Annotated in this window: 19 protein-coding genes; 6 read left to right on the forward strand and 13 right to left on the reverse strand. The window is 67.2% G+C overall.

Going from position 1 to position 22,206, the window contains the following annotated elements:
* Positions 1 to 54 precede the first annotated feature (54 nt).
* Both GRF61_RS08505 and GRF61_RS08510 read left to right on the forward strand, forming a co-directional pair.
* On the forward strand, positions 55 to 2,274 hold the full coding sequence (locus GRF61_RS08505; protein WP_169150236.1) for a PQQ-dependent dehydrogenase, methanol/ethanol family: 2,220 nt from the start codon (positions 55 to 57) through the stop codon (positions 2,272 to 2,274).
* Positions 2,275 to 2,529: 255 nt separating this feature from the next.
* The gene (locus GRF61_RS08510; RefSeq protein ID WP_169150237.1) at positions 2,530 to 3,378 is read left to right on the forward strand and encodes a transporter; all 849 of its coding nucleotides are present in this window, start codon (positions 2,530 to 2,532) and stop codon (positions 3,376 to 3,378) included.
* 286 nt (positions 3,379 to 3,664) lie between these two features.
* On the opposite strand, the gene GRF61_RS08515 is transcribed toward GRF61_RS08510, so the two are convergent.
* The 8 genes from GRF61_RS08515 to GRF61_RS08550 form a co-directional block, all read right to left on the reverse strand.
* Positions 3,665 to 4,387 (reverse strand): hypothetical protein, encoded by a 723-nt coding sequence (locus GRF61_RS08515; protein ID WP_169150238.1) that lies wholly within the window; start codon positions 4,385 to 4,387, stop codon positions 3,665 to 3,667.
* A gap of 2 nt (positions 4,388 to 4,389) precedes the next feature.
* A complete protein-coding gene (locus GRF61_RS08520) occupies positions 4,390 to 4,923 on the reverse strand; it encodes a hypothetical protein (protein WP_211165833.1) in 534 nt (177 codons plus the stop codon).
* A 72-nt stretch (positions 4,924 to 4,995) separates the two neighbouring features.
* The gene (locus tag GRF61_RS08525; RefSeq protein WP_169150239.1) at positions 4,996 to 5,277 is read right to left on the reverse strand and encodes a hypothetical protein; all 282 of its coding nucleotides are present in this window, start codon (positions 5,275 to 5,277) and stop codon (positions 4,996 to 4,998) included.
* 464 nt (positions 5,278 to 5,741) lie between these two features.
* Positions 5,742 to 6,476, reverse strand: a complete 735-nt coding sequence (locus GRF61_RS08530) for a TetR/AcrR family transcriptional regulator (RefSeq protein WP_169150240.1) — start codon at positions 6,474 to 6,476, stop codon at positions 5,742 to 5,744.
* Between the two features lie 150 nt (positions 6,477 to 6,626).
* Positions 6,627 to 7,373, reverse strand: coding sequence for an ABC transporter ATP-binding protein (locus GRF61_RS08535; RefSeq protein ID WP_169150241.1), 747 nt, complete (start codon positions 7,371 to 7,373; stop codon positions 6,627 to 6,629).
* Entirely contained in the window at positions 7,370 to 8,152 is a 783-nt protein-coding gene (locus tag GRF61_RS08540; RefSeq protein WP_169150242.1) for an ABC transporter ATP-binding protein, read from the reverse strand. Before GRF61_RS08540 ends, GRF61_RS08535 begins: the two co-directional genes overlap by 4 nt.
* A complete protein-coding gene (locus GRF61_RS08545) occupies positions 8,149 to 10,041 on the reverse strand; it encodes an ABC transporter permease (protein ID WP_169150243.1) in 1,893 nt (630 codons plus the stop codon). Before GRF61_RS08545 ends, GRF61_RS08540 begins: the two co-directional genes overlap by 4 nt.
* Positions 10,041 to 11,243 (reverse strand): ABC transporter substrate-binding protein, encoded by a 1,203-nt coding sequence (locus tag GRF61_RS08550; RefSeq protein ID WP_169150244.1) that lies wholly within the window; start codon positions 11,241 to 11,243, stop codon positions 10,041 to 10,043. Before GRF61_RS08550 ends, GRF61_RS08545 begins: the two co-directional genes overlap by 1 nt.
* Before the next feature lie 1,011 nt (positions 11,244 to 12,254).
* On the opposite strand from GRF61_RS08550, the gene GRF61_RS08555 reads away from it, so the two are divergent.
* From GRF61_RS08555 to GRF61_RS08570, 4 genes are all read left to right on the forward strand, one after another.
* Positions 12,255 to 12,734, forward strand: coding sequence for a MarR family winged helix-turn-helix transcriptional regulator (locus GRF61_RS08555; RefSeq protein WP_169150245.1), 480 nt, complete (start codon positions 12,255 to 12,257; stop codon positions 12,732 to 12,734).
* 481 nt (positions 12,735 to 13,215) lie between these two features.
* Complete coding sequence (locus GRF61_RS08560) at positions 13,216 to 15,195, forward strand: sigma 54-interacting transcriptional regulator (RefSeq protein ID WP_169150246.1); 1,980 nt, start codon at positions 13,216 to 13,218, stop codon at positions 15,193 to 15,195.
* An 84-nt stretch (positions 15,196 to 15,279) separates the two neighbouring features.
* Positions 15,280 to 15,528, forward strand: coding sequence for a type II toxin-antitoxin system Phd/YefM family antitoxin (locus tag GRF61_RS08565; RefSeq protein ID WP_169150247.1), 249 nt, complete (start codon positions 15,280 to 15,282; stop codon positions 15,526 to 15,528).
* Positions 15,525 to 15,911, forward strand: a complete 387-nt coding sequence (locus GRF61_RS08570) for a type II toxin-antitoxin system VapC family toxin (RefSeq protein WP_169150248.1) — start codon at positions 15,525 to 15,527, stop codon at positions 15,909 to 15,911. Before GRF61_RS08565 ends, GRF61_RS08570 begins: the two co-directional genes overlap by 4 nt.
* Positions 15,912 to 16,110: 199 nt before the next feature.
* Here GRF61_RS08570 and GRF61_RS08575 read toward each other — a convergent pair whose 3' ends face one another.
* From GRF61_RS08575 to GRF61_RS25015, 5 genes are all read right to left on the reverse strand, one after another.
* Positions 16,111 to 17,856, reverse strand: a complete 1,746-nt coding sequence (locus GRF61_RS08575; RefSeq protein ID WP_169150249.1) for a GMC family oxidoreductase N-terminal domain-containing protein — start codon at positions 17,854 to 17,856, stop codon at positions 16,111 to 16,113.
* A 77-nt stretch (positions 17,857 to 17,933) separates the two neighbouring features.
* On the reverse strand, positions 17,934 to 19,370 hold the full coding sequence (locus GRF61_RS08580; protein ID WP_169150250.1) for an aldehyde dehydrogenase family protein: 1,437 nt from the start codon (positions 19,368 to 19,370) through the stop codon (positions 17,934 to 17,936).
* An 87-nt stretch (positions 19,371 to 19,457) separates the two neighbouring features.
* Positions 19,458 to 20,387 (reverse strand): transporter, encoded by a 930-nt coding sequence (locus tag GRF61_RS08585; protein WP_248281163.1) that lies wholly within the window; start codon positions 20,385 to 20,387, stop codon positions 19,458 to 19,460.
* Positions 20,388 to 20,726: 339 nt separating this feature from the next.
* The gene (locus GRF61_RS08590; protein ID WP_211165842.1) at positions 20,727 to 20,867 is read right to left on the reverse strand and encodes a hypothetical protein; all 141 of its coding nucleotides are present in this window, start codon (positions 20,865 to 20,867) and stop codon (positions 20,727 to 20,729) included.
* Between the two features lie 165 nt (positions 20,868 to 21,032).
* Positions 21,033 to 22,082: a methyl-accepting chemotaxis protein gene (locus GRF61_RS25015; RefSeq protein WP_282447157.1), complete on the reverse strand. Its 1,050-nt coding sequence runs from the start codon at positions 22,080 to 22,082 to the stop codon at positions 21,033 to 21,035.
* Between the last annotated feature and the right edge of the window lie 124 nt (positions 22,083 to 22,206).

Below are 22,206 nucleotides of genomic sequence, written 5' to 3' on the forward strand. Positions count from 1 at the left end.
CCGCCCCGCAATGCACGGGGCGGGCCTCACATCCGCTCGCTCGGAGGAGACACCATGCCCGCCAACAAGAACGGCAACGCCCTATCCATATCGCATTTCCGGCATCAACGCTTCGCGCCGGCGCTGCTCGCGCTGTCCTGCGCCCTCTCCTTCCCCACCCTCGCCCAGGCGGCGCCCGCAGCGCCGGCGGCGGTGGACTTCAACCGCCTGGTGGCCGCCGACCGCGAGCCCGGCAACTGGATGAGCCACGGCCGCACCTACGGCGAGCAGCGCTACTCGCCGTTGAAGCGCATCAACGAGAAGAACGTGGCCAAGCTCGGCCTGGCCTGGACCTACAAGCTGGACGTGGACCGCGGCGTGGAAGCCACGCCCATCGTCGTCGATGGGGTGATGTACACCACCGGCGCCAAGAGCATCGTCTATGCGCTGGACGCCCGCAGCGGCAAACAGCTGTGGAAGTTCGACCCGGAGGTGCCCGGCCTGCGCCTGTCCGAAGGCTGCTGTGACGTGGTGAACCGCGGCGTTGCCGTGTGGCAGGGCAAGGTCTATGTCGGCGCCTACGACGGCCGCCTGATCGCGCTGGACGCCGCCAGCGGCCGCAAACTGTGGGAGACGGACACCGTCATCGACCACGACCGCAGCTACACCATCACCGGCGCGCCGCGCATCGTCAAAGGCAAGGTGCTGATCGGCAACGGCGGCGCCGAGTTCGGCGTGCGCGGCTACATCTCCGCTTACGACGCCGACAGCGGCAAGCTCGCCTGGCGCTTCTACACCGTGCCTGGCAACCCGGCCGAGCCGGCGGAGAACAAGGCCATGGAAATGGCCCGCGCCACCTGGAGCGGCGACGAATACTGGAAGCAGGGCGGCGGCGGCACCGTGTGGGACTCCATGGCCTACGACCCGGAGCTGGACCTGCTCTACATCGGCACCGGCAACGCCTCCTGGTGGAACCGCAAGCTGCGCAGCCAGGGCAAGGGCGACAACCTGTTCGTCTCCTCCATCGTCGCCCTGCGGCCGGACAACGGCGACTACGTCTGGCACTACCAGGTGACGCCGGGCGACATGTGGGACTTCACCGCCACCCAGCACATCATCCTCGCCGACCTCGACATCGCCGGCGAGAAACGCAAGGTGCTGATGCAGGCGCCCAAGAACGGCTTCTTCTACGTGCTCGACCGGGCCACCGGCAAGCTGCTGTCGGCGGAGAAGTTCGCCCCGGTGAACTGGGCCAGCCACATCGACCTCGCCACCGGCCGCCCGGTGTTCGACGACAAGGCCGCCAACTACCTGGACGAACCCAAGCTGGTGATGCCCGCCTTCATCGGCGCCCACAACTGGCAGCCGATGTCCTTCAACCCGGCCACCGGCCTGGTCTACATCCCGATGCAGGAAACCGCCAACCTGCTCTCCGCCACCGGCACGCCGGAGCGGATCGCCCACAAGTCGGTGGTGAATCTCGGCATCGACGTGCCCGACCTGCCGGAAGATCCCAAGGTGGTGAAGGACATCGCCGCCAGCTTCAAGGGCCGCCTGCTGGCCTGGGACCCGGTGAAGCAGAAAGCCGCCTGGAGCCAGGAATACCGCACCATCTACAACGGCGGCACCCTCTCCACCGGCGGCAACCTGGTATTCCAGGGCACGGCGGACGGCCGCGTCACCGCCTACGCGGCGGACAGCGGCAAGCTGCTGTGGGAATCGCCAGCCAACACCGGCGTCATGGCCGGACCGGTGACCTACGAGGTGGATGGCGAGCAATACGTCACCTTCATGGCCGGCTGGGGCGGCACCTTCCCGCTCATCCTCGGCCCGCTGTCGCAGCGCGCCAAGGTGCGGCCGGAAGCGCGGGTGCTCACCTACAAGCTCAACGGCAAGGCCAAGCTGCCCGCGCCGCAGAACCAGCCCCAGGCCCTGCCCAGGCTGCAGCAGCTCACCCTCACCGACGAAGCCGCCCTCGCCCACAGCCGCGGCCTGTTCAACGGCTTCTGCGGCAGCTGCCACGGCCTCAACGCCGTCAGCGGCGGCGTCATCCCCGACCTGCGCTACCTGGATGACGAAAAGCATGCCCAGTTCCAGTCCATCGTCCTCGGCGGCCTGCGCGCCACCAAGGGCATGCCGCCCTTCGCCGGCACCCTCAGCCTCGACCAGGTGGAAGGCATACGCCAGTACCTGATCAAGCGCTCCCACGACTTGCAGAAGGAATTGGAAGCCAGCGCCGCGGCGGGCAGCCCGGCCAAGGCCAGCAAGACGGCCAGCGCCAGCGGCGCCAGGTAAGCGGGCCAAATAAGCGGGCCGGGGCAAACAGCGGGACGCGATCCGGCGGCGTTCATGAGACGCCGCCGGATCGCGGCAGGCCGGGCCTGAGCCTGGCCGGCTCCCGCTCGTTCTTACCCGCCGCCCCGCTCGCCACCACTTCAGCACATCCCCTTTGGTTTCACCCCGGAGCGGCCGGCAGGCCCGCCCCGGTGGACTGCTGCGCGCCTGCCACCCACTCGGCACCACACAAAGACAAAAGCAAGGAGACACACCATGAAAACCACCCTGCGCCTCTGCGGCGTGGCGGCCGCGCTCGCCCTCTGCCTGGGCAGCGCCCGCGCCGACGTCAAACCCTATGGCGGCGACTACGAGGCCGCCCCCGCCGGCACCGACCTCTTCCTCCTTTACTACCAGCATCACGAAGGCGACGAGGCCTATTCCAAGGGCAAGAAGGTGGCGGACGACCTCGGCGTGCGGCTGGACATCGGCCTGCTGCGCTATGTGCACTTCGCCGACTGGAACGGCTACCGCATAGACCCGCAGATCATCGTGCCCTTCGCCCACCAGCGCACCTCGGCGGCGGACACCACCTACGGCGGCCTGGGCGACGTCATCTTCGGCGGCACCCTATGGACGCTGAACGACCCCGAGCGCAAGGAATACCTCGGCTGGTCCGTCTTCATCACCGCCCCCACCGGCAGCCACCGCGACGACGGCTTCGCCGTCAGCGGCGACCGCTGGGCCGCCGACTTCCAGGTCGGCTACGTGCGCCGCCTCGCGCCGAAATGGACGCTGGACCTGATAGGCGAAGTCGAGTTCTACGCCGACCGCCGCTACGACGACGCCCGCCGCGATCCCCTGCTCCAGGGCCACGCCCACCTGCGCTACCACTGGTCCGACGCCACCCAGCTCGCCCTCTCCTACCGCCACAGCTGGGGTGCCCGGGAACGCGCCGATGGCACCACCCTCACCGACCGCCGCGACAACAACAACATGACCGTGGGCTGGGACAGCTGGCTGGCCAGGGACTGGCAGCTGCAATTGCAATACACGCGAGACCTGGAAGTGCGGGAAGGGCTGAAAACGCAGGGGGTGCAGGCCAGGTTGCTGAAGGTGTTTTGAGGCAGCAAAAATAATGCCGGAGGCACTGCGCCGCCGGCATTATTTATTTCAGTTCTCACATTCCTACGCGGATGAAGGCCATCACCTCATCCAATTGGCCAGCACCAGCCAGCCAATGCCAAGCCCCAAGAGAACGAGGAATATCTTCATGCTGGGAGATACCCTCCGTGCCCCTGACTCATCCAGGAATTGCTGCCATAGCGCTTCCTTTTTCTTTCTCGGATCATTCACTGCAATTCCCCAAGAAACGCGCTCGATATTTCACGGCACTAACTTCTGCAAGAAGTCACTTCCCGTCACCCGCCGCCATCCGGGCGGAAAACACTCGATTGAGTGACTCTCCCATCGCACCCGCATCGAAATAGACCTTGCGCTCCTGCCCACTGGGTGACACCGCCGTCCAGATATCGAACATCCTCCCGCCGATATCCCGGGCTACCCGCCCCTTCCTCGCCCAGCTCTTCTGCGCAAATCCGAACCAGTCGTATTCCTCACTGATCATTACGACCTTGTACGCAGTGGCTTCAGTGCGTCCGTCCGCGCCCTCGACCATCGCCTCGAACAAAGCCAGCGCATAGGCCGTGTGATAATTCCGCTCTTCCTGCTTCTGCTCCCTCTCGGCCAGTTGGGCTAACTGAAGATGAATCTCTATGAGCGGAACTTCCTTCACCGGCCCTACAAGCCCCTCGAGCGGAGCCAGCCCGGCCTTCACCGAGGCCATGTCCTCCCCTGCGTCAATGGCCAGCTTCACTTTTCCGAGTGCCTCCCGCAGCTGGTATTCAATTTCCATCGCAGCGAGAGTTCGATGATGGACGACAGCCAACCTTGCCTGCCTGGCGACCGGCAATAGCGTGGAAACAAGCCTGTCGACCTCGGTTTGCGCATGTGCGGTCAGGCAGAAACCAGCAGCCAACAACGAAAGCATGATGCGTAGGAAACGAGGAAGAAGCATTCGCCCAGAAATTCCAAAAGGATAGAACCGCCCGCGGCCATGGCCGGCGAGCATCATTATCAGGTGCCGATTTGCTTCAGGTAGTAGCCAACGCAGAAGGCACTCACAAAAAAAACCCAGCCGGCGTACTGCGTATATCGCGCAAACACGCTGTAGCGAATCTCGTTGTCGCGGTGGTCATAGTGATCCACCACGACCGAAATCAGGTTGGCGCAGGCGCACAGCATGGCGAAGAAGATCAACCAGGCTGAAGAGCCGTGAAAGTGGACACCTTTTCCGCCTTTGGCAGGGACAAAGAGGTCATTCATGTACAGCCCCACAGCGCCATATCCCAGCAGGAAAAGCGAGGCGAGCACGTTCAGCACCCGGGTCTTCGCTGGAATATGGTTAGGCCGGTAGCCACCGGGCGCTGTCTGCGGCGCGGGCTCGGGGACAGGGCCCTCCAGAAGCACCTCGGGCGGAGAGGGAAGCGATGCTTCCAACCCGCGCTTCGCACCGGGCTGCGAGGGGTTCTCCCTCTCCGCGGATGCGATCGACATCAGCACTGCAAGCACTGCTATGGCGACGAAGATGAACAGGAACAACACGCCCATGATGACTTACCAGGGGGATTGCCTATCAGGCAATCGGGGAAAGAAATGGAGTCGGGAGACGCTCAACCCGGATCATTTTCCGGGCTGCCACTTGGCCTGGACCGAGAACAGCCTGACCAGCTTTTGAACACCAGCGTCATCGCATCCTTTCTTCCGCACGGCATCGGCGGTCTTGTTCGAAAGAAATTCGAATTTCTTCGTCATTGCCTCGTCTATCTGCGCCTTCGACCTGTCCGGATAGCGCTTCTGCAACTCGATAGACGCGGAGGTCGACACCACCTGGAAGTTGGCGAGGTAATTCGTCAAGGTAACCTTGTCCGGCTTTGCGCACTCCGCCGCGGCTGCGCCTGCCATGGCGAATTGATCGAATATCTCGAGGACGGACGGCTGGCTTTGAGCCGCCACCACCTGGGGCAGGCAGGTAAGAACACAGCGCCTACTGCGGACATGAAGCGCATTGCAGCCCTTGATTGGGTAAGTGTGCCGGGAGACAAGCCGGGGAACGACGGCTACAGGGCCACCGCAACCCGACGGACAATCATCGACTCAGCGGGCTTGCCGCCAGCGCGCCCTTCTAGCCGTTTTGCATCGAAATTGCCAATCAGCATAACCAACCGCAGCGCCCCGCAGGCCTGAAGAACGTGCGAGGTGTGCAATGCATCACGCCCAGCGAGGGAAAGACCGGGGGTGCATGCGACGGAGAAGCTGCGTGGCGGAAAAGCCCGCGCGCGCCCTTACCACCCAATGTTTGATCCGGCCACCGGCGCCGGACGGCGCAGGGGGAGAGCGATACTCAGGCTGGGAGCGAAACGGGCGCCTCAGACCTGCGCCGTCTCCAAGGCCTCTATCCCCCCGCTGCTCGCCACCACCTCGCCCTCGCACACCACCCGCAGCACGGAGTCCGTGATGAAGCGCTCCCAGTGCGCGAGCGCGTCGGCGTGCTCCATGTCTTCGCCGAGGAAGGCGGAGAGGGTGTGGCGGTTGGAGAGGTAGAAGTAGCCCAGCGAGGCGATCATGATGTAGAGGTCGCGGGCGTTGAGTTCGGCGCGGAAGATGCCCTGGTCGACGCCGCTGGCGAGGATGCGGTCGAGGATGGCGATGGCGGGCGAGGAGTATTCCTGGGCGCGCTCGGACTTGGTGATGTGCTTGCCCTTGAGCAGGTTCTCGTTGTTGAGCAGGCTGATGAGTTCGGGGTTCTTGCGGTAGTAGTTCCAGACGAAGCGCACCACTTCGACCAGGGCTTCGCGGGGGCGCCCGACTTCGAGGTCGAGGGCGCGCTCGGCGACGTCCATGCGGCGGTAGACCTCTTCCAGCACTTCGACGTAGAGCTGTTCCTTGCTGCCGAAGTAGTAGTAGATCATGCGGTCGTAGGAGCGTGCCGCGCGGGAGATCTGTTCGACGCGGCCGCCGGCGAAGCCGTGGCGGGCGAAGATCTTGATGGCGGCCTTGAGGATGTTGTCGCGGGTGGCTTGCGCCGAGCGCTCGCGCACGCCGGTGCGCTCGGCGGCGGGCTTTTTCGCCGTGGTACGGCGCGGCGCCTTCTGGGTGCTCATCCTGGATTTCCTCTGTGGCCTGTTGCCTTTTGCATACCGCGGCCGCTCGTTGCGGCGGCCTTGCGGACCGGTCAGGACTGGCGCGGCCCGCCGGGGTCGCGCAAGCATAGCAGACGGCTCCGCGGCCCCGGCGAGCGGGGCCGCGGCGGCTTACACCGTCAGGTAGGAGCGGCGGACTTCCTCATTGGCGGCGAGTTCGGCCATGGTGCCGGAGAAGCGGATCTGCCCCTTTTCCAGCACGTAGGCACGGTCGGACACCAGTTCGGCGAAGTGCACGTTCTGCTCCGACAGCAGGATGCTGACGCCCTGCGACTTGAGCGCCAGGATCATGTGCGCCATCTGCTCGACGATGACCGGCGCCACCCCTTCCGAGGGCTCGTCCAGCAGCACCAGGTAGGGGTTGCCCATGAGCGTGCGCGACACGGTGAGCATCTGCTGCTCGCCGCCGCTCATGCGGCCGCCGAGGCGGTCCGGCCCCATTTCCTTGAGGTTGGGAAAGAGGTCGTAGAGCTTCTGCGGCGTCCATTCCGGCGCCGGGCTGTCGTCCGGCCAGCGGCGCGCGGCCTGGCGGCCGACTTCCAGGTTCTCGGCGATGGTGAGGTCGGTGAAGATGCGGCGGTCTTCCGGCACGAAGCCCAGGCCCATGCGGGCGATCTGCGACGGGCTGCGGCCGGAGATGTCCTGCCCCATGAGCTTGACCGTGCCCTTGCGGCGTTCGAGCAGGCCCATGAGCGTCTTGAAAGTGGTGGACTTGCCGGCGCCGTTGCGGCCCATCAGCGCCACCACTTCGCCGCGCTTCACCTCGAAGCCGACGTCGAACAGGATGTGGGCGGCGCCGTACCAGGCGTTCAGCCCTTCCACCGTCAGCAGCGTCGGCGGCGGTTCCCTGTGGATCATGCTGCGACCTCCTCTTGGGCGACCGGTTTCTCGAAGGTCTTGCCGGTGCCGAAGTACACCTCCTGCACCTTGGGATGATTGCGGATCTCCTCGCCGGAGCCGGCGGCGATCAGCCGCCCGCGGGCGAGCACGATCATGCGGTCGGCGTAGGCGAAGACGACGTCCATGCTGTGCTCGGTGAACAGCACCGCCAGCTTGCGTTCCACCACCAGGCGCTTGGTGAGCGCCATCAGGTCGTTGCGCTCCTTGGGCGCCATGCCGGCGGTGGGCTCGTCCATCAGCAGCAGCTTGGGATCGTTGGCCAGCGCAATGGCCAGCTCCACCCGCTTGACGTCGCCATAGGCAAGCGCGCTGCACGGGCGGTCGGCGTCGGCCTTCATGCCGACCTGGTCCAGCAATTCCAGCGCCTCGTTGCGGTAAGCGCCGGCGGCGCGCGACCACAGCGAGTACAGCTTGCCGTGGGACGAGATCAGCGCCATCTGCACGTTCTCCACCACGGTGAGCGAGGCGAAGGTCTCGGCGATCTGGAAGGTGCGGCCCACGCCCATCTTCCAGATCTCGCGCGGCTTGAGGCCGACCAGTTCGCGGCCGTCCAGCTTCACCGAGCCGCCGCTGGCGCGCAGTTGGCCGTTCACCATGTTGAAGGTGGTGGACTTGCCGGCGCCGTTGGGGCCGATCAGGGCAAGCAGTTCGCCGGCGGCGACATCGAAGTCGATGCCGTCCACCGCCTTCACGCCGCCGAAGGACTTCTGCAGTCCGCGTATTTGCAGCAGGCTCATCGTGCGGCCTCCCGGTTGGGTTTGAGCTTGACCACCAGGTCGTGGATGAAGCCGGCCAGGCCCTGCGGGAACACCAGCACCAGGAACAGGATGATGCCGCCCAGCAGCGCGCGCCAGTAGTCGGTGGAGCGCGCCACCGTATCCTGCAGCCAGGTGAAGGTGACCGCGCCGACGATGGGGCCGGCCAGCGTCTGCACGCCACCCAGCAGCACCATCACCAGGCCATCCACCGACTTGGTCACCGACAGCACTTCGGGCGAGATGCTGCCCTTGGAATACACGAACAGCGCCCCCGCCGCGCCGGCGAACACGCCGGCGATGACGAAGGCCAGCCACTGGATGCGCTTCACGTCGATGCCGATTGCATCCGCCCGCAGCACCGAGTCGCGCCCGGCGCGCATGGCGTAGCCGAAGGGCGAGAACAGCATGCGGCGCAGCGCGAACAGGCCGACCACCACCAGCACCAGCGTGAGGTAGAAGTACGCGGTGCGGTTGTTGGCCCAGCCCGAGGGCCAGATGCCGATCAGGCCGTTGGAACCGCCGGTGAAGTCATCCCACTGGAAGGCGATGGACCAGGCGATCTGGCCGAAGGCCAGCGTCAGCATGGCCAGATAGACGCCGGACAGGCGCACGCTGAACCAGCCGAACACCACCGCCCCCAGGCCCGCCACCACCGGCGCCAGGATGAGCGCGGCTTCCATCGGCAGCCCGGCGGCCTTCATCAGCAGCGCGGCGCCGTAGGCCCCCAGGCCGAAGTAGGCGGCGTGGCCGAAGGAGTGCATGCCGCCCGGGCCCATGATGAAGTGCAGGCTGGCGGCGAACAGCGCCGCGATCAGCAGATCCACCGACAGCACCAGCGCGTACGGGAACTGGCCCTGCAGCAGCGGCAGCACCGCCATGCCGGCCACCAGCGCCACCGCGAACCAGCGCAGCGACTTGCCCGCCGGGCGCAGCGGCGCTTCCGGCGCACCGCTGTGGCGCGGCGTGCCCTGCGGACGGCCGAACAGGCCCCACGGACGCACCACCAGCACCACCGCCATCACCAGGAACTCCACCACCAGCGTGAGCTTGGAGAAGCTGATGCTGAAGGGGCCGAAGTTCACGTCGCCCAGCCAGATGCAGATGGCCTTGATCTCGGCAATGATCAGCGCGGCGACGAAGGCGCCCGGAATGGAGCCCATGCCGCCCACCACCACCACCACGAAGGCATCGCCGATGCTGAGCATGTCCATGCCCAGGTTGGCCGGCTCGCGCGGCAGCTGCAGCGCGCCGCCGAGGCCGGCGAGCATGGCGCCCAGCGCGAACACGCCGGTGATCAGCCAGGATTGATGCACGCCCAGCGCGGACAGCATCTCGCGGTCCTGCGTCGCCGCGCGCACCAGCGTGCCCCAGCGGGTACGGGTGAGCAGCAGCCACACCAGCGCCAGCACCACCGGGCCGATGACGATCAGGAACAGGTCGTAGGTGGGGAAGTTGCGGCCGAGGATTTCCACCGAGCCTTCCAGCCCCGGCGCGCGGCGGCCGAGCAGGTCTTCCGCGCCCCAGATCCACAGCACGCCGTCCTTGATCACCAGCACCAGGGCGAAGGTGGCAAGCAGCTGGAACAGCTCCGGCGCCTTGTAGATACGGCGCAGCAGCACCATCTCGATCAGCGCGCCGATGAAGCCCACCGCCAGCGCCGAAAACACCAGGGAGAACCAGAAGCCGACGCCGCCCGCCAACCGCTCGGACATGCTGTAGGCGATGTACACCCCCAGCATGTAGAGCGAACCGTGGGCGAAGTTAACGATCCGGGTGACGCCGAAGATCAGCGACAGCCCCGCCGCCACCAGGAACAGCGACGAGGCGCCCGCCAACCCATTCAGCAGTTGGACGAGGAAGGAACTCATTACTTGTCCCCGCGCATCTTCTTCACCTCTTCGTCGCTGGGCTGCACGGTGGCGCCATCGACGTAGCGGTAATCGACCATGATGCCCTTGTCGCCGGTGTTCTTCAGCTTGCCGATGTAGGCGCCCATGGTGGATTGGTTGTCCTGCGGGCGATAGACGATCTCGCCGAAGGGCGTATCCACCTTCAGGCCCTTGAAGGCGGCGATGAGCTTCTCGGTGTCGGTGCCGCCCGCCTTCTTGATGCCGGCCGCCAGCGATTTGATGGCGCTGTAGCCCACCACCGCACCCAGGCGCGGGTAGTCGTTGAACTTGGCCACGTAGGCGGCGCGGAAGGCCTTGTGCTCAGGCGTCTCCAGCGAATCCTGCGGATAACCGCTGACGATCCAGCCATCCGGCGTTTCGCCGCGCAGCGGGTCCAGGTATTCCGGCTCGCCGGTCAGCATGCTGACCACCTGCACGCTCTTGAACAGGCCGCGGGTGTTGCCCTCGCGCACGAACTTGGCGAGATCCGGCCCGAACAGGGTGTTGAAGATCGCATCCGGCTTGGCATCGGCCACCGCCTGCACCACGCTGCCGGCATCCACCTTGCCCAGCGGCGGCGCCTGCTCGATCACGAACTCCACGTCCGGCTGGGCTTGCTTCAGCAGCTTCTTGAAGGTGGCGATGGAGGACTGGCCGAACTCGTAGTTGGGGTAGATCAGCGCCCACTTCTTCTTCTTCAGCTTCGCCGCCTCGGCCGCCAGCATCGCCGTCTGCATGTAGGTGGAGGTGCGCATGCGGTAGGTGTAGCGGTTGCCGTTTTCCCACACGATCTTGTCGGTCAGCGGCTCGGTGCCGAGGTAAAACACCTTGCGCTGCTGGGCGTAGTCCGCCAGCGCCAGGCCGACATGGGATAGGAAGGAGCCGGCGATCAGGTCCACGCCCTCGCGCGACAGCAGCTCGTCCGCCAGGCGCACCGCGTCGCCCGGGTTGGCGTTGTCGTCGCGGGTGATCACTTCCAGCTTCTTGCCATTGACGCCGCCGGCGCCGTTGATTTCGTCCAGCGCCAGGGTCATGCCGCGCTTGTAGGCGTCGAGGAACACCGGCTGCGCCTTGTAGCTGTTGATTTCGCCGATCTTGATCACATCGGCGGCCCAGGCGCTGGCGGAGGCACCGAGAACACCGGTGAGGGCAATGGCGAGGACGGCAGGCTTCAGCTTCATGTTTTTCTCCTGGCTAGTTTCTCTGTTTGGATTGCTGGGGTTGGGGGTGTTGCGGGAAATCGGGTTGAGCCGGGTTGAACATCTCCCCGCCGACCGGACGAGCGGTGGCGTAGCCAGACGGCAGGGAGCGGCCAGCGGCGCGGGAGGCAACGGCCATCAAGCCGCCACCGCATCGCCGCTAAGCGGTCACGCGGCGATCAGGAGCAGGGGAAACGAACCCACGCCCTGCCCGGCCTCGTCCGCATGGGCAGCAGAGGCAAAGGCCGGAACGGAAGCAGGGACGGGGTGGCACGAGGATGCGGCAGCGGGGCCGCCGGCCGGCGCGTGAGGATGCGCGGCACGTATCGTATGGGCCATGGACTACTCCTGTCGGGTGGACCGGCAAGGGCGAAAACCGCCTCGGCTACGGTCCCGTCCGGCTGTGCCGGATCGTCTGTTTTTTCATGTAGTGAGTCTTACATTTTCATGTAGTGCCCATTACATTTTTTGCGCAATCTAGCGCAACGATCCTGCCGATACAACAAGTTTTTTTCACACCGAAACAGTGCATTAGATGCACCAACTTGAAGCCGCGGAAAAGCGCGTGACGCATCGCAATAATTGGCGCAGCGCAGAATTCGGATCGCACGGACCATGCCGCTTCCGCGCCGCATTCCAGTTCAATGGAATATCGCCGGATGCCTTGCCGCTAAAGCCATTGGCAAATGCCGCGCGGCCATGCACTAAAGCCGTGCCTCGACCCGCGCGGACAACCCGCAACGCAGCATGTTTTTCGTACAGTGTTCACTTAACGAAAAAACCGCTGGCACCCATCCTACAAGGCAGGCGGCGACGCCAAGCGCCTGATTCCGCAGCCCAAGCCGAGCGCGGCGCGGACTCCCACCCGGCGGCGCACTGCGGTTAGACTCTGGCCCATCCGGCGCCCAGCCCCACCCGCAGCGACACAGAGCCGGGGGCAAACGCAGCGCCCGCAACCCGGCAACACACTCCTAGACAGGCAGCCTCCCACCCATGCCCAACGGCGAAGACCCCCACTACCACTTCTCGGAACAGGTCGGCCACCTGCTGCGCCGCGCCTACCAGCGCCATATGGCGATCTTCCAGCAGCAGATCCCGGACTCGCAGCTCACCGCCGCCCAGTTCGTGGTGCTGTGCGCCGTGCGCGACAACGGCTCCTGCTCGCTCAGCACCATCGTCGGCGCCAGCGCCATCGACCAGGCCACCGTGCGCGGCATCGTCGAACGCCTGAAAGCGCGCAAGCTGCTCAGCGTCAGCCACGACCCGCTGGACCGCCGCAAGGTGCTGGTCGCCCTCACCCCCGAAGGCCAGGAACTGGTGGTGCGCATGGTGCCCTTCGCCGAGCAGATCACCGAGGCGACCTTCGGCAGCCTGAACCCGGCCGAGCGAGTCGCGCTGCTGTTTTTGCTGCGGAAGATCGGCGGCTTCGACGAAGCCGCGTCGGTGGCGCTGGAGGAAGGCGGCTCCCGGTAGCCAGGCTGCACGACCAGAAACGCAGGATGAGCTGGACAGACCGCTCAGGCGACACGCAGAGCAACAATTTGCCCGGTTTGCTCCCCTCTCGTAGGCGGAAAGAGCGAAGCGCTGCTTCGCCCCCCGGAGTGCCCAGTGGCCGGCAGGTCGCTGGGCCGGGGGCCGAGGAAGAGGGGGCGCGGCGCCCGATCAAGCATAGGCGCCCTGGCGGGCGCGCCCCCTCTCCCCGGCCCTCCCCCACGAGGGGGAGGGAGAAAAACCACGCGGGCGGAACCGCCACGCAGCACGGAGCCTCGCCGAGCACCTGCCACGCTCGTCAGAGCCCCAACAAAGCCATCCGCCCACCGGATCCACCCATCATTCCCGCCCCCAATGGGCACAGTACCTGCTTCGTTCCCCGCTCGAATTCCACCCCGGCCGTACGCCTTCGGTAATACCCGTTGGCGACCACGGCCGCAGCCGCCAGACCACGGGAGTCGCCATGTCGAGATTCGCTGCAGCAGTGCCGGGCCTGCATGCCCACCGCGCCCGCGAACTGTTCTTCGGGCAGGGCGAAACGCCGGAGGGGCTGGTGGATGCAGCCATCCTCGACTCCTGGCGGCGCTGCGCCGACCAGCGCCCAGCCTCGGCACGGGTCGGCTTCAACATCCATGACCGCAGCCGGGTGGAAGAGCTGCGCGGCCGCAATACCCTGCTGATCCGCGACTTCGAAGCCACGCTGGGCCTGTTCGCCCGGGTGCTGCACGAATCCGGCTTCCACCCGGTACTGACCGATGCCGAGGCGGTCACCATCGCCCGCTTCACCGATCCGCGCGAAGCCAGCGGCGCGCTCTACGACGCGCTGCAACTGGGCTGCGACATGTCGGAGCAGGCCATAGGCACCGCGGCGATGAACTGCGCCCTCGCCTGCCAGCGGCCGGTGCAGGTCTTCGGCCATGAGCACTATTTCGAGGCCAACGCCGCCTTCTACTGCGCCGCCGCGCCCATCTTCGATCCGGCCGGGCAGTTGGTCGGCGCGGTGAATCTGACCAAGCACCGCGAGGGCCGCGAGTTCGGCGCCATCAGCCTGGCGGAGAGCTGCGCCAGCGCCATCGAGCACCGTCAGCTGGAACGGCTGCGGGCCCGCCTCACCCTGCGCATGAGCTGGAGCGCCAACGGCGAATCGCGCAACGCCACCGTCGCCTTCGGTGCCGATGGCGAGGTGCTGGGCATGACGCGCGAGGCGCGCCGCATCCTCAACCCGCTGGGCCTGCCGCTGGCCATGCTCAGCTTCGAGAGCGTCTTCGACGGCCAGTACGGCCAGTGGCTGGAGCTGCTCGCCCAGAGCGGCCGGCCGCTGCCGATACGGCTGAACTCCGGCCTGTTCGTGTTCATCGAGACACGCAGCGGCCCCCCCGCGCGGCAGCCGCTCTCCATGCCCCGCGCCACGGCCATCGCCAATGCCGGGCAGGATGCCCCGGAGATGGGCGACCCGGAGTTCGCCGGCCGCTTCCGCATCGCCCTCAAGGCGCTGGACAAGGGCCTGCCGGTGCTGCTGCGCGGCGAGACCGGCAGCGGCAAGGAGGTGGTTGCCCATGCGCTGCACCGCCAGCAGCCGGCCGGCCCCTTCGTCGCCATCAACTGCGCCGCGCTGCCGGAAGCGCTGATCGAATCCGAACTCTTCGGCTACACCGATGGCGCTTTCACCGGCGGCCGCAAGGGCGGCGCCAGCGGCCGCATCGAGGAGGCCGACGGCGGCACCCTCTTCCTCGACGAGATCGGCGACATGCCGCTCGCCCTGCAGGCCCGCCTGTTGCGGGTGCTGGACAGCCGCGAAGTGGCCCGCCTGGGCAGCGGCAAACCACGACCGGTGGAATTCCGCCTGCTGTGCGCCACCCACCAGGACCTGGACACGCTGGTGGCCCAGGGCCGCTTCCGCGCCGATCTGTATTACCGCATCGCCGGCTACACCCTGGCGCTGGCGCCGCTGCGCGAACGCAGCTGCCTGGCGGACCTCTTCGCCACCCTGGTGCGCGACGGCGCCGGCCACCCCGGCGGCCTCGCCCCGGAAGCCACCGCCCTGCTCGCCGCCTACCCCTGGCCGGGCAATGCGCGCGAAGCGCTCAGCGTGCTCAAGCGCGCCGCCCTACTATGCGAGGCGGATGAGGCCATCGGCGCCGACCATGTGCGCTTCGCCCTGCCCCCGGCCACCTTGGTTGCAAGCCAGCCGGTAGCCGCAACCGCGTCCGCAACTGCCGCAGCAGCCATGGCTCCAACCGCCTGCTCCGCCCAGCCCGCAGCCAACGCCCCCCCGACGTCCCTCAGCGCGCTGGAAGAACAGGCCATGGCCGATGCCCTGCGCCTAACCGGCGGCAATCTCTCCCTCGCCGCCGACCACCTGGGCGTCAGCCGTTCCACCCTGCAGCGCCGGGTGCGCGCCAGCGCGCGGCTGAAGCAGCAGCTGGCGGAGAGCCGGGGCTGAGCTTCGCGACAACAAAACCGGCGCCGACCAGCTTGAGAGAGGCACCTGGCCAGACTAGACTAAGCAGGTTCCGGAGGAGTCCCCATGCAATCGGTCAACATGCTGCAGGCCAAGTCTTCGCTGTCCCGCCTCGTGGAGGCCATAGAGCAAGGCGAAGCCCGCGAGATCATCATCGCCCGCAACGGCAAGCCGGCGGCCAAGCTGGTGCCGGTGGGCACCCCGTCGCCAGACAAGCGCATCGGCATTGCCAAAGGCCTGTTCGAGGTGCCAGACGACATCGATGCCCACAACGTCGAAGTCGCTCGCCTTTTCCTCGGCGAAGACGCGAAGTGAATCTGCTGCTGGATACCCACATCGCCTTGTGGGCGATCACAGACAGCCCGCGGCTTTCCGTCACCGCCCGCGAGCTGATTCAATCGCCCAGGGCCGCCATCTGGGTCAGTGTCGCCAGTCTGTGGGAAATTGCCATCAAGCATTCTCTGGCTCGTGGCGACATGCCGATCTCGGGGCAGGAGGCCAGCCGCTATTTCGAGGCCGCGGGCTATCGATTGCTGCCGATAGAAGCCGAACATGCTGTAGCGGTCGAAAAGCTACCCCGCCACCACCAGGACCCTTTCGACCGGCTCATCGTCGCGCAGGCCCTGGTCGAGCCGATGCGACTGCTCACCCATGACGCAGTGCTTGCCCGCTACAGCGACACCATCGCCACCGTCTGAAACGCAAAAAAGCCACCACCCCAGCCTGAGCTGGCGTGGTGGCGGCAAGGCCGGGCGCGGCTGAAGCCATGCGCGCCCGGCGGCCCGTTCCCGCACGGGCATGGGGTCGGCCGGCGGTGGCGTGGCGGCGGACGGGATCACACCTTCAGCCCGGCGGGCCGAACATCCGATCAAGCCGCCGCCGGCCTCCGCCGGCGGCTCAGAGGCGGTACTGCTGCTTCAGCTCCTCGGCGCAGCGCTCTCCGATCACCACGCAGGGCGCCATGGTGTTGCCGGTGGTGATCGCCGGCATGATGGAACCGTCGGCGATGCGCAGCCCTTCCAGCCCATAGACGCGCAGCTTGCCATCCACCACCGACATCTCGTCGCGGCCCATCTTGCAGGTGCAGGTCTCATGGAAGTAAGTGCCGGCGGCGTTGCGGATGAAGCGCTCCAGCTCCTTGCCCTTGAGTTCGCCCGGCATGATCTCGCGCTTGGCATAGGGCTTGAGGTGCTTGGAGTTGCCCAGCTCGCGGCAGATCTCGACCGAGCGGGTGAGCGCCTTGATGTCCTGCTCGGTGGAGAGGAAGTTGGGGTAGATCAGCGGCGGATCTTGCGGGCGCGGGCCGCTGATGGTCATGTGGCCGCGGCTGGTGGGCTGCACGATGGCCGCCGCCAGCACCCAGGCCGCTTTCGGGATGGTGTATTGCTCGCGGGTGACTTCGCTGGTGTAGGGGAATTCCTCCAGGAAGGGCTGCAGGTCGGGGGTCTTCAGCGAAGAATCGCTCTTCCAGAAGAAGGTGAATTCCGCCGAGTTGTTGCGCCCCGGCTCCGGCGTGAAGTACTCCCACATGCAGCCGCCGAGCAGGATGTGATCCTGGAAGTTCTGGCCCACGCCCTCCAGCTTCTGCACCACCGGAATGCCGTGCTTCTTCAGCTCCTTCTCCGGGCCGACGCCGGAAATCATCAGGATGCGCGGGGTGTTGATGGCGCCGGTGGAAAGGATGACCTCGTGTTTCGCCGCGATGGTGTGCACCTTGCCCTCATGCACGAACTCCACGCCGGTGACGCGCTTGCCCTTGAACTTGAGCCGGTTCACATGCGCGCCCAGCAGCACGGTGAGGTTAGCGCGGTCCATGATGGGGTGGATGTAGGCCACCGCCATCGACACCCGGCGGCCGTTCTTGACGATGAGGTTGGGCATGCCGGCGCCGCCCTCGCCTTCCATGATCTCGCCGTTGAGGTCCACCACCTTGGGCATGCCGAAATCGCCCGCCGCCTCGATCAGCGCCGGCGCCACCGGGTTGATCGGCGCCTCCGGCAGCGACAGGTACACCTCGCCGCCCTTGCCGCGCCGCTTGGGGTCAGCCGGGCCTTGCCAGTCTTCGATGCGGCGGTAGATGCCGAGCACCGACTCATAGCTCCACGCCTTTTCGCCGGAGACCTCGGCCCACATGTCCCAGTCGTTCTTGTGGCCGCGCGCCCACACCAGGCCATTCACGCTGGAACCGCCGCCCAGCACCTTGCCCATCGGGAAGGGCGGCGTGCGGCCGTTGAGGGTGGGCGTGGGCTGGCCCTTGAACGCCCAATCGCGTTCGCTGCCGATGTTCTCCGGCCAGCGGGTGCCGTCCATCACCTGCGGCACGTTGTCGGAGCCGCCGGCTTCCAGCAGCAGCACCCGCACGTTGGGGTTGTCCGCCAGCCGGCGGGCCACCGCGCAGCCGGCCGAGCCGGCGCCGCAGACGATGAAGTCGTACTCGGCGGTTAGCGCCGCGCGGTTGGCGGACTGCTGGGCGAAGGCGCGGTCGGCGAAGGCCATCATCGAGGTGGCCGCGGCCATGGTGTAGCCGGCGGCGGTGGCGGCCTTGAGGAACTGGCGGCGGTCGCCGCGGCCGCGCATCAGCGCGGATTCGAGGCGGTTCACCTCCTCGTTGAGTTCGAGGCGGGACTTGTTTTCCTTATCCATGGAGTTTTCCTTGTCGGGGGTTGCGCTTCTCGTTGGGGTCGGGGGAAGGAAGGCGCGGATCGTGTCGCCCGCTGCACTCAGAAAGGATAGGCGGCCGGGCGGGACACCATGGACACCCACTGGCTCTGGGTGAATTCCTCGGCATTCACCGGCCCGCCGAAGCGGCCGCCGTTGCCGGAGGCGCCCATGCCGCCGAAGGGCACGTTGAATTCGGCATTCACCGTCTGGTCGTTGATGTGCACCATGCCGGTCTTCAGCCGCTGCGCAAGTTCCAGGCCACGAGCAAGGTCGCGGGTGTGGATGGCGGCGGAGAGGCCATAGGGCGAGCTGTTCACCAGCGCCACCAGGGCATCGTCGCCAGCGAAAGCGGTGATCGGTGCCACCGGGCCGAAGATCTCGTCGATGAAGGCCGGCATGTCCGGGGTGACGCCACCCAGCACGGTGGCTTCGTAGAACAGGCCCTCGCCCTTGCCTCCAGCCAGCAGGCTGGCGCCGCGCGCCAGGGTGTCGCTGACGATGCCGCCCACCTTGGCGCGCTGCTGGGCGTTGATGAGCGGGCCGAGATGCACCGTTTCGGTGTCCGGGTTGCCCACCCGCAGCGCCTTGGCGTGGCGCGCCAGCGCCTCGGCGTACTGCGCCGCCACCGCTTCGTGCACCAGGTGGCGGCCAGCCTGCATGCAAATCTGGCCCTGATGCAGGAAGGCGCCCCAGGCGCCGTGCGAGGCGGCGGCCTCGATGTCGGCGTCTTCCAGCACGATGAAGGCGTTGTTGCCGCCCAATTCCAATGCCACCTTCTTCAGCATGCCGCCGCAGAGCTCGCCGATGCGCTTGCCCACCGCGGTGGAGCCGGTGAAGGAGATCATGCCGACATGGGCATCGCGCACGATGGCGTCGCCCACGTCCGCCTCGCCCGGCAGCACGCTGAGCACGCCCGCCGGCAGGCCGGCATCGCGGAACAGCTCGGCCAGCAGCAGGCCGCCGCACACCGAGCCTTGCAGCGCCGGCTTCAGCAGCACCGCGTTGCCCAGCGCCAGCGCCGGCGCCAGCGAACGCATCGCCAGCAGCAGCGGGTAGTTCCACGGCGCGATGATGCCGACCACGCCGATCGGCACCCGCGACCACAGGTTGGTCCGGCCCGGCACCGAGGACGGCATGATGTGGCCATGCGGCTGGGCGATCAGCCCGGCGGCGTTGTGCAGTTGCTCGTAGGAGGCGTTCAGCTCCCATTCCGCCTTGGGCAGGATGGAGCCGCACTCGCGCACGTTCCAGCGGTTGAAGGTGTCGCCGCGCTCACGCAGCAGCTCGGCGGCACGACGCATCACCGCCGCGCGCTGGTCGAAGGGCGTCGCCGCCCAGGCGGCTTGCGCCGCAGCGGCGGCTTCGGCGGCAGCGGCCACGTCAGCCGCGGCCGCCAGCCGCAACTCGGCCAGCGTGGCGCCGGTGGCCGGCTCCGCCAGCGCCACCTGCGGGCCGGTGAGCGGGGCGGAATACAGGTGGGCTATGTTCTCTGTCATGGGGTCTTTCCTGTTCTGGTGCGGGAATGGAGTGCGAAGAAGCAGAGCGCGACGGGCGCGCACGGCGGATGAGCGCCCGCCGGCGCCTCAGAAGGCGTAGCCGACGCGCAGGTTCAGCCGGTTCTTCTCCTTGAAGCCGTCGGTGACTTCGATGTCGCGGCCATAGACGAACAGCAGCTGGGTGCGCGGCACGATCTGGTAGCCGAAGCCGACGCTGAACTTGGTGACCATGGCCTGGCCGGTGGTCTCCACCCCATCCACCTTCACCTTGCCCACCCACGAGCGGGCGACGCCGACGCGGAAGTCCAGGTCCGGCCGGATGTGGTAGCGGCCGAAGGCCTGGAACTGGTAGGTCGGGTCCTGCTTCATGGTGGCGCCGGCGCTGCCGTAGTCGGTGTTGTCGCCGTGGAAGGTGACGTCGCCCAGCAGATCGACGGTGAACTTGTCGCCTATGCCCTGGATGTAGCCGAGCTGCAGCGCATAGCGCCAGCGGTTCTCGCCCATGTTCAGCGCTTCGCCGCGGTCGTAGTTGCCGATGGGCACGTAGAGGAAGGGCGTGATGCCGAGGTAGCGGCGGTTCACCGGGTCGTTGATGGTCCACAGCGTGGCCGCCAGCACCGGGTCGGCGAAGCCGCCGTTGCTACCCAGGCTGGAGAAATCGCCCGAGCCGCGCAGGTTGCCGAAGGGGATCAGGATCTGCGGATCGACGATGTAGCCGCCCAGTTCCATGAAGTGGATGAAACGCAGGATGCCGACGTCGCTGCGGAACTTGCCGTTACCGGGCGTCTTGCTGCCGCTGGCGTAGAGGTCTTCACGCTCGGCGTGCTGCATGTAGAGCAGGCCCAGCGTGGTGCCGGCGGGCGCGGCGGTGTAGTCGCCAGCCTCGACATCGATGGCGTGGGCGGGCGTGGCCGCTGCGAGCAGCGAGAACAGCAGCGGCATCAAGCAGGCGAGACGGAAGCCGCGCGATGGCGCCGGCCGGCCGGCCGGCGTTCTCTTCATTGGGGTTGGGCGCATCTTTTTCTTTCCTTCGAGGGGTTGGGGATGCTTTTCCCGGCTGTCGCCGGGGCTGAGCGTTCGAGGCCTCGAAGGGGAAATAGCAACGCCGGTGCCAGTGCGCGGCAACACACCGGCGAGCGCCATGCTGACGGGGACTTCTTCTTTGTTTTCAGATGATTGGATAGCGCTTTTGCGCGACGAAGCCGGAGCGACGCGCGGCGTGGCGGCCGGCGCTGACGCAGCCGGCGGCGGCGGAGCTCAATCTGACCCGGTCAATCTGACGCAGTGGTCTCAGGCCGCGACGCCCGCCCCCCGAGCCGGGGACGGGCTGGCCGGCGTCCAGCCGCTGGGGCTCGCTCAGCCCAGCTCGTCGCAGGTCTCGGTCAGCAGCGCCCGCACCCAGCGCTGGGCCGGCGAGTGGTGGGTGCGCTCGTGCCAGGCGAGCGTCTTGGTGAAGCAAGGGATTTGGTAGGCCGCGCCCACCTCGCCAACCCGCACTACCCCTACCAGGCTGCGCAGGCGCTGAAGAAGGAAAAGCCGTCCTGGGTGCTGCCGGCGCCTTACGCGCACTGGCTGGAACGCTGCCGGATGCAGGGCTGAGGCAGGCCTGCCTGCGGTGATGCCCGAGCGCAACCGCCCGGGCAGCCCCTTGGCCACCGCCGCTCAGGCGGCCTGCAGGCCCGCCAGCGCCTGGGCCAGGCCCGCTTCGATATCCACGCCCTCGTCGCGCTGGCGCACCGCGAACTGGGTGGATTTCTCCAGCACCACCATGCGCACCCGCGCATCCTCGGTGACGTCGTCCATCATCCTGATCGCCACCTCGATGCGGTTCTTGCCATGGTCCGCGCTGGAAGTGGCCTGCTCGACCCGGCTTCCGGCGTCGGCGGCGGTACGGTGCAGGCCCTGGGCAATGTCGCCGATCTCCTTGCTGGAGAGCGCCGAGCGCTCGGCCAGCTTGCGCACCTCGTCCGCCACCACGGCAAAACCGCGGCCACTCTCGCCGGCGCGCGCCGCCTCGATGGCGGCGTTGAGCGCGAGCAGATTGGTCTGGCTGGCGATCTCCTGGATGCTGGAAACGATGTGCTCGATGCGGTTGGACTGCTCCGTCAGCTCGGCGAACACCCGCGCCACCTGGGCGCTGTAGTCGCGCAGCTGGGTCAGCGCGCCATCACTCTCCTGCACCGCGCGGTAGCAGGTGGCGATCTTCTCGGATGCCCGCTCGGCGGCACCGGTGCCGCGCGAGAGGTGCTCGCAGAACTCCACCTGTGAGGCACACAAGGCAGCCAGCCGGCCGCGCAACCCATCCAGCACCCGGTGGCCGGCGCCGGCCGCCGCCTGGGGCACAGCGGCCGCCTTCGCCTCGGCGGCCCGCAAACGCTGCTCCGCTGCGCCCCGCTCCGCCTCGGCCTCTTGCAGCTCGCGCAGCAGCTTGCCGATCGCCCGGGCCGTGCCTTCGGCAACGCTGCCAGGCGCCGCCCGCTGGCCGAGTGCCTGCGCTCCCGCCCAGTCACCGGCAGCCAGGGACGCCCCCAGGGCGGCGGCATCGCCGCGGCTCAAGCCGGCCGGGGCCGCTGCGGCCAGGGCGCGCACCGCGAGCGCGGCGAAACCCAGCGCCGCGGCGGCCCCCGCCGGCACGCCACCGCCCTTGAGTGCCGCATAGGCGGCGGACAACACAGCCAGCGCGAGCAAGGCGCCGTCAGCGTAGCGATACATGGTTTTCTCCTTGTTTTGTCGGGTATTGCGAGGGGTTGGAAAGCCGCACCCCGGCGCCGGGAAACGCCAGGGCTGCAGCAACTCATCGCAAGCCCCGTGCCAGCGGCAGAGGACGAGCATCCGC

Source organism: Azoarcus sp. TTM-91, from assembly GCF_012911025.1.
Taxonomy (GTDB): domain Bacteria; phylum Pseudomonadota; class Gammaproteobacteria; order Burkholderiales; family Rhodocyclaceae; genus Azoarcus.

Excerpts from the sequence above, each read along its gene's own strand:
- GRF61_RS08505 (WP_169150236.1), top strand. The coding sequence starts at position 55 with ATGCCCGCCAACAAGAACGGCAACGCCCTATCCATATCGCATTTCCGG.
- GRF61_RS08535 (WP_169150241.1), bottom strand. The coding sequence starts at position 7,373 with ATGATCCACAGGGAACCGCCGCCGACGCTGCTGACGGTGGAAGGGCTG.
- GRF61_RS25015 (WP_282447157.1), bottom strand. The coding sequence starts at position 22,082 with ATGTATCGCTACGCTGACGGCGCCTTGCTCGCGCTGGCTGTGTTGTCC.
- GRF61_RS08560 (WP_169150246.1), top strand. The coding sequence starts at position 13,216 with ATGTCGAGATTCGCTGCAGCAGTGCCGGGCCTGCATGCCCACCGCGCC.
- GRF61_RS08565 (WP_169150247.1), top strand. The coding sequence starts at position 15,280 with ATGCAATCGGTCAACATGCTGCAGGCCAAGTCTTCGCTGTCCCGCCTC.
- GRF61_RS08550 (WP_169150244.1), bottom strand. The coding sequence starts at position 11,243 with ATGAAGCTGAAGCCTGCCGTCCTCGCCATTGCCCTCACCGGTGTTCTC.
- GRF61_RS08545 (WP_169150243.1), bottom strand. The coding sequence starts at position 10,041 with ATGAGTTCCTTCCTCGTCCAACTGCTGAATGGGTTGGCGGGCGCCTCG.
- GRF61_RS08515 (WP_169150238.1), bottom strand. The coding sequence starts at position 4,387 with ATGATGCTCGCCGGCCATGGCCGCGGGCGGTTCTATCCTTTTGGAATT.
- GRF61_RS08580 (WP_169150250.1), bottom strand. The coding sequence starts at position 19,370 with ATGACAGAGAACATAGCCCACCTGTATTCCGCCCCGCTCACCGGCCCG.
- GRF61_RS08530 (WP_169150240.1), bottom strand. The coding sequence starts at position 6,476 with ATGAGCACCCAGAAGGCGCCGCGCCGTACCACGGCGAAAAAGCCCGCC.
- GRF61_RS08510 (WP_169150237.1), top strand. The coding sequence starts at position 2,530 with ATGAAAACCACCCTGCGCCTCTGCGGCGTGGCGGCCGCGCTCGCCCTC.
- GRF61_RS08575 (WP_169150249.1), bottom strand. The coding sequence starts at position 17,856 with ATGGATAAGGAAAACAAGTCCCGCCTCGAACTCAACGAGGAGGTGAAC.
- GRF61_RS08540 (WP_169150242.1), bottom strand. The coding sequence starts at position 8,152 with ATGAGCCTGCTGCAAATACGCGGACTGCAGAAGTCCTTCGGCGGCGTG.
- GRF61_RS08555 (WP_169150245.1), top strand. The coding sequence starts at position 12,255 with ATGCCCAACGGCGAAGACCCCCACTACCACTTCTCGGAACAGGTCGGC.
- GRF61_RS08520 (WP_211165833.1), bottom strand. The coding sequence starts at position 4,923 with ATGGGCGTGTTGTTCCTGTTCATCTTCGTCGCCATAGCAGTGCTTGCA.
- GRF61_RS08525 (WP_169150239.1), bottom strand. The coding sequence starts at position 5,277 with ATGGCAGGCGCAGCCGCGGCGGAGTGCGCAAAGCCGGACAAGGTTACC.
- GRF61_RS08585 (WP_248281163.1), bottom strand. The coding sequence starts at position 20,387 with ATGCGCCCAACCCCAATGAAGAGAACGCCGGCCGGCCGGCCGGCGCCA.